Origin of the sequence: Hydrogenophaga sp. (genome assembly GCF_028698005.1) — a bacterium.
Lineage (GTDB): Bacteria > Pseudomonadota > Gammaproteobacteria > Burkholderiales > Burkholderiaceae_C > Hydrogenophaga.
Genome location: NZ_JAQVEJ010000176.1, coordinates 1 through 5,721, shown reverse-complemented (window position 1 = coordinate 5,721; position 5,721 = coordinate 1). Strand labels below are relative to the sequence as shown.

At 68.6% G+C, this 5,721-nt stretch carries 7 protein-coding genes; 1 reads left to right on the top strand and 6 read right to left on the bottom strand.

Annotated elements, in window-relative coordinates:
* The 6 genes from PHQ87_RS13920 to PHQ87_RS13895 all read right to left on the bottom strand — a co-directional run.
* Positions 1-679: RuBisCO large subunit C-terminal-like domain-containing protein (locus PHQ87_RS13920; RefSeq protein ID WP_300235540.1), on the bottom strand; the 679-nt coding region annotated here is incomplete at its 3' end.
* A 16-nt stretch (positions 680-695) separates the two neighbouring features.
* Complete coding sequence (locus PHQ87_RS13915) at positions 696-1,238, bottom strand: VOC family protein (protein WP_300235538.1); 543 nt, start codon at positions 1,236-1,238, stop codon at positions 696-698.
* A 19-nt stretch (positions 1,239-1,257) separates the two neighbouring features.
* Positions 1,258-2,052 carry a transporter substrate-binding domain-containing protein gene (locus PHQ87_RS13910; RefSeq protein ID WP_300235536.1) on the bottom strand — a complete coding sequence of 265 codons (795 nt, stop codon included), beginning with the start codon at positions 2,050-2,052 and terminating at the stop codon, positions 1,258-1,260.
* 48 nt (positions 2,053-2,100) lie between these two features.
* On the bottom strand, positions 2,101-2,850 hold the full coding sequence (locus PHQ87_RS13905) for an amino acid ABC transporter ATP-binding protein (protein WP_300235534.1): 750 nt from the start codon (positions 2,848-2,850) through the stop codon (positions 2,101-2,103).
* The gene (locus PHQ87_RS13900) at positions 2,847-3,515 is read right to left on the bottom strand and encodes an amino acid ABC transporter permease (protein ID WP_300235532.1); all 669 of its coding nucleotides are present in this window, start codon (positions 3,513-3,515) and stop codon (positions 2,847-2,849) included. The genes PHQ87_RS13905 and PHQ87_RS13900 overlap by 4 nt, the downstream gene beginning before the upstream one ends.
* Positions 3,516-3,548: 33 nt before the next feature.
* Positions 3,549-4,238, bottom strand: coding sequence for an amino acid ABC transporter permease (locus PHQ87_RS13895; RefSeq protein ID WP_300235530.1), 690 nt, complete (start codon positions 4,236-4,238; stop codon positions 3,549-3,551).
* A 221-nt stretch (positions 4,239-4,459) separates the two neighbouring features.
* Between PHQ87_RS13895 and PHQ87_RS13890 the strand changes: the two genes are divergently transcribed.
* Positions 4,460-5,488, top strand: a complete 1,029-nt coding sequence (locus PHQ87_RS13890; RefSeq protein WP_300235528.1) for a LacI family DNA-binding transcriptional regulator — start codon at positions 4,460-4,462, stop codon at positions 5,486-5,488.
* The last annotated feature ends 233 nt before the right edge of the window (positions 5,489-5,721 follow it).

Below are 5,721 nucleotides of genomic sequence, written 5' to 3'. Positions count from 1 at the left end.
AGGCCACCATCACGTGCTTGCCGGTGCGCTCCTGGTGGGCGTGCACTGCGGCCATCACGGCGGGCACGCGCAGCGCCAGCGGGGCGTGTTCGGGGTCGGCGCAGACCTCGTCGTCCTTGATGAAGTCCACCCCGGCCGCGCACAGCTGCGCCACCAGCTCGGCGGTCTGCTGCGCCGAGAAGCCGACGTTGGGCTTGATGATGGTGCCCACCAGCGCGCCATGGGCCACGCCGGTGCGCGCGCGGGTGCCGGCGATGCCCTGCGCGGGCCGCTCGAAGCGGGCGCGGTAGCGGGCCGGCAGTTGCAGCGCTTCGAGCCGCAGCCCGGTGACCTCGCCCAGGTCGTACAGGTTGCCGCTGACGGTGGCCGCCAGCGTGGGCAGGTTGGCGCCGATGTTGGCGGTGGGAAAGCTCAGCCGCACGCGGGCACGGCGCCACGGACCGCCACGGCCTTGGCGTTCGAGCCAGGCGTTGGGCAGGCTGGGCGCGCTGGCCGCAGGCAGTTCTTCGATGTGCTCGACGGTGGCGCGGGCGCGCTCGCGCAGCTCGTCGGTCTCGCCCTGCACGCGGGTGAAGGTGCCGCAGGATTGTTCGCCCGCCATGACCTCGGCCACCTGGGCGGGGTCGAGCGGGGTTTCGATCAGGTAGGTGGCCTGCAGGCGGTTGGCGGGCGTCGTCATGGGGCGAGGGTGTCGGTCAGAGCGTGCTCAGGTCGGGGAAGGGGCGCACCGGGTCGGTCACGCCGTCCCAGGTTCGCGAGGACTCGCGGATCAGGTCGAACATGCGGCCCTTGGGGCCGGCCACCTCCGACAGCTCGATCACCGTGCCCGGGTGGTACTCGGTGTCGAAGTAGATGAAGCGGCCCTTTTCGCCCACCTCGCCCTGCATCCTGGGCTTGAAGCCCTGCGCCAGCAGGCGCGCCAGGTCGGCGTCGTAGTCGCTCGTCCAGTAGGCCACGTGCTGCAGACCGGTGCGGCCGGCCTGCAGGAAGTCGCGGTACATCGAGGGCACGTCGTTGCGCGTCTGGATCAGCTCCACCTGCACGAAGCCCGAGTTGGCCAGGGCCACCGAGTTGTGCGGCTCGTAGCGCTGGCCGTCGTACTCGTAGTTCACGATCGGCACACGCGGGTTGTAGTACCAGGGCCCCACGCCCAGCGTGCGGCTCCAGTAGTCCATGGCGGCCTCGATGTCGTGCACGACATAGCCGAGCTGGCGGATTTCTCCGAAGTGGCGGCTCATGCGGTTTCCTTCCTGCGGCTCAATTGGCGCCGTCGATGATGTCCTTGGGGATCGGCACGCCGGCGTGCTTGAGGTGGATGTCGCCCAGCTTGCCGTTGTGCAGGTTGGTCTTGATCCAGCCGTTGACCCAGTTCATCAGCTCGGGCTGGTTCTTGCGCATGGCCACGCCGAGCTGGTAGGACTGGAGGACGAACTTGACCTCGAACTCGCGTGCCGGCGCGCGCTTGGCGATGGCGGCGATGATGGGCGGCGTGATCGCCACGATGTCGGTCTGGCCGCTGGCGGCGGCGGTGATGGAGGCGGCCTCGTCGTCGAAGCGCACTACCTTGGCCTGCGGCGCGCGCTCGGTGAGGATCTTGTCCTGCGGGCCGCCGCGCGTCACCGCCACGGTCTTGCCGGCGAGGTCGTCGATGCCCTTGATGGCCAGGCTCTTGGGCGCGCCCACGGCGGCCTGGATGGCGCCGTAGGGGATGGAGAAGTCCACCGCCTTCTGGCGCTCGGGCGTGATCGACAGCGAGGAGATGATCAGGTCGGCCTTGTTCGACAGCAGGTTCGGGATGCGGGCCGAGTTGGTGGTGTTCACGATCTCCAGTTGCACGCCCAGGTCTTGCGCCAGCAGCTTGGCCGCGTCCACGTCGGAGCCGGCGGGCTGCACCTTGTCGTCCACGTAGCCGTAGAAGGGCGCGCTCAGGTCGATGCCGATGCGGATCTTGCCTGCGGCCTTGATGTCGGCCAGATCGGCCATGGCGGGCAGGCACAGGGCGCCGGCGGCGGCGGCCAGCACGGTGCGGCGCAGGATGCGGGGAATGCTCATGGTGTGTCTCCGGATGTGGATGTGGAAGGGGAAGAGGAAAGGAAAGGCTCAGAGCCCGTGGGAAAGGAAGTCGCGCAGCTCGGGGGTCTGCGGCTCGCGCAGCATCTGGCCAGGGCCGGTTTCCCAGACCTTGCCTTCGTGCATGTAGATGATGGTGTCGGCCACGCGCGCGGCGAACTCCATCTCGTGCGTCACCAGCACCATGGTCATGCCACCCTGGGCCAGTTGCTCGATCACGCGCAGCACCTCGCCGGTGAGCTGGGGGTCCAGCGCCGAGGTCACCTCGTCGAACAGCATCACCTGCGGCTCCATGGCCAGCGAACGCGCGATCGCCACGCGCTGCTGCTGGCCGCCCGAGAGCTGTTCGGGGTAGGCCTGCGCCTTGTCGGCCAGGCCCACCTGCCTGAGCGTGCGCTCGGCGATGGCGAGCGCGTCCGCGCCCGACAGGCCCTTGACCGCCCTGGGCGCCAGCGTGATGTTCTGCTCCACCGTCAGGTGCGGGAACAGGTTGTAGCTCTGGAACACGATGCCCACGTCCTGGCGCAGGCGGCGCAGGTCGATGGCCGGGTCGTGCACCGCGTGGCCGCACACCTCGATGGTGCCGCTGTCGATGATCTCCAGCCGGTCGATGCAGCGCAGCGCGGTGCTCTTGCCCGAGCCGCTCTTGCCGATGATGGCCACCACCTGGCCCTTGGGAATGGCGAACGACACCCCCTTGAGCACGTGGTTGGCGCCGAAGCGCTTGTGCACGTCCTTGAGTTCGACGACGACCGGGTTCGTGGCGGGGGCTTGTGTCATGGCGCGGCGGCACGCTGGCCGAAATGCAGGCGTTGTTCGAGGCGCCGGCTCCAGACCGACAGCGGGTAGCACATCGCGAAATAAACGGCCGCGATGATCAGGTAGACCAGGAAGGGCTGGAAGGTGGAGTTGTTGATGAGCTGGCCGGCGCGCACCAGCTCGACGAAGCCGACGATGGAGGCCAGCGAGGTGTTCTTGACGATCTGCACCATGAAGCCCACTGTGGGCGGGGTGGCGATGCGCAGGGCCTGCGGCAGCACCACCAGGCGCATGCGCTGCCAGCGCGAGAGCGCCAGGCACTCGGCCGCCTCCCATTGGGTGCGCGGCACCGCCTCGATGCAGCCGCGCCAGATCTCGCCCAGGTAGGCGCTGACGTAGATGATCATCGCGATGCTCGCGGCTACCAGGCCGGGCAGCTCCAGGCCCATGATCGACAGGCCGAAGTAGCACACGAACAGCACCACCAGCAGCGGCGTGCCCTGGATGATCTGGATCCAGGCGATGGTGAGCCAGCGCAGCGGCTTGAGCGGGCTGATGCGGCACAGCGCGATGGCGCCGCCCGCGATGCCGCCGCCGACGAAGGCGATCAGCGACAGGCAGACCGTCCACAGCGCGCCCACCGCCAGGAACTGCAGGTGGTGCAGGTTCAGGCCGCCGTCAACCACGGGGCACCTCCGGGAAAAATGGGACGGCCGCGCTCATCGGGCCACTCCGGTGCCGAGCCTGCGCCGGCGGGTGAAGACGGCCAGGCCGAACAGCCACAGGCCGGCGCGCATCAACAGCGACAGCGCCAGGTAGGCCACGGCCACCAGGATGTAGGCCTCGAACGGGCGGAAGGTCTCGGACTGCACGCGCGCGGCGGTGGCCGTCAGCTCTTCCACCGAGATCTGCGAGGTGATGGAGGTGGCCAGCATCAGCAGCACGAACTGGCTGGTCAGCGCCGGGTAGACCTTTTCCATCGCCGGGCGCAGGATCACGTGCCAGTACACCTGTCGGCGCGTCAGCCCTAGACACTCGGCCGCCTCGAGCTGGCCCTTGTGGATGGCGTCCATGCCGGCGCGCATGATCTCGCACGAATAGGCCGCCACGTTGATGACCAGAGCCACCAGCGCCGCTGTGAAGGCCGGCACCTTCCAGCCCAGGCTGGACAGGCCGAAGAACACCAGGAACACCTGCACCAGCAGCGGCGTGTTGCGGACCACCTCCACATAGGCGCCGCACAGCTTCGAGAGCCAGCGCACCGCGCTGCGCCGGCCGATGGCGCACAGCGTGCCCATGACGAAGCCGATCACCGTGGCCGGGAACGACAGCTGGATGGTCAGCCAGGCGCCCTCCAGGAACTGGGGCCAGGCCGCCACCACGCTGGCGAAGTCGAACGTGTAGTCCACGCCGGTGTCCCGTTCAGCCGTGCTGGCGCGGCAGGGGCGGGGCGTGCGGGCGGCGGGTGTGGACGGTCATGGCGGTCTCCTGGTGCGCTTTTCCCGAAGGGTGGTGCACGGTTATTGTTTGATCAAATTTGATGTATACATCCATCAAATTGCAGGGAATAATACCGTTGCCAGCCATCAAAGGCTAGTTTCATGATTGATGTTTTTTGATGGATTTTCGAGTGTCCAAGCCTGCCCGCATTCCCGATATCGCCCACCTGGCCGGGGTTTCCACGGCCACGGTGGACCGCGTGCTCAACCGCCGGCCCGGCGTGCGGCGCGCCACGGTCGAGCGGGTGCTGCAGGCGGCCGAGCGCCTGCAGTACCTGCCCGACGCCGACGTGCGCGCCGCGCTGCAGCCCGCGCCGATGCAACTGGTGTTCCTGCTGCCGGCCGGCAGCAACCGCTTCCTGCGCATGCTGGGCGACACCATCGGCTATTCCGAGGCGCACTGGGCGCCCTACAACGTGCGCTGCCGGGTCGAGTGGATCGAGGGCTTCAACCCCGAGGCGCTGGCCCGGGCGCTGCTGCGCCACGGCGCGCGCGCCGACGGCATCGCCTTCATGGCGCTGGAGCACCCGCTGGTGCGCGACGCGGTGGACGCGCTGGCCGAGCGTGGCGTGCCCACGGTGACGCTGATCTCCGACATCTCCAACACCCGGCGCGCGGCCTACGTCGGGCTGGACAACCGTTCCGCCGGCCGCACCGCGGCCTACCTGATCGCGCGCTTCATCGGCGAGCGGCCCGCGCAGGTGGCCATGATCGCCGGCAGCCTGAGCTACCGCGCCCACGAAGAGCGCGAGATGGGCTTTCTGTACCTGTTCAAGGAATCGTTCCCGCACATCGAGGTGGTGGGCCTGCGCGAGGGCCACGACGACGCCGAGCGCAACTACGCGCTCACGCGCACGCTGCTGGAACAATTCCCCGACCTGGCCGGCATCTACAACATCGGCGGCGCCTCCGATGGCGTGGGCCGCGCGCTCAAGGAGGCCGGCCGCGACCAGAAGGTGGTGTTCATCGGCCACGGTCTCTCGCCCGACACGCGCGCGCTGCTGATCGAGGGCACCATGGACGCGGTCATCAGCCAGAACCCCCAGGGCGCGATGATGACCTGCGTGCGCATCTTCTCCAACCTGCGCGACGGGCGCGACGCCCTGACCGGGGTGGACGCCGTGCGCGGGCAGATCATCTTCCGCGAGAATCTGCCCTAGACCGCCAAGATCTTCAGGAAAAACCTGAAGAACTCTCATCTTGCCGGCCGCCGCGCCGGCCCCCAGAATCGGGCCTTCCCGTCAAGGGGAGTAGTCCATCCGCCCTGGGCCGCATCGCCCGGCCCGTGCGGATCGGGTGTCCGTCAGTACGCTGTCCTCACCGGCAGCCGGACAGCCAGCCGGGCGATCACCATCGCCCCGGCCAGACAAGACCTTGGAGGGTGTTTGTTCAT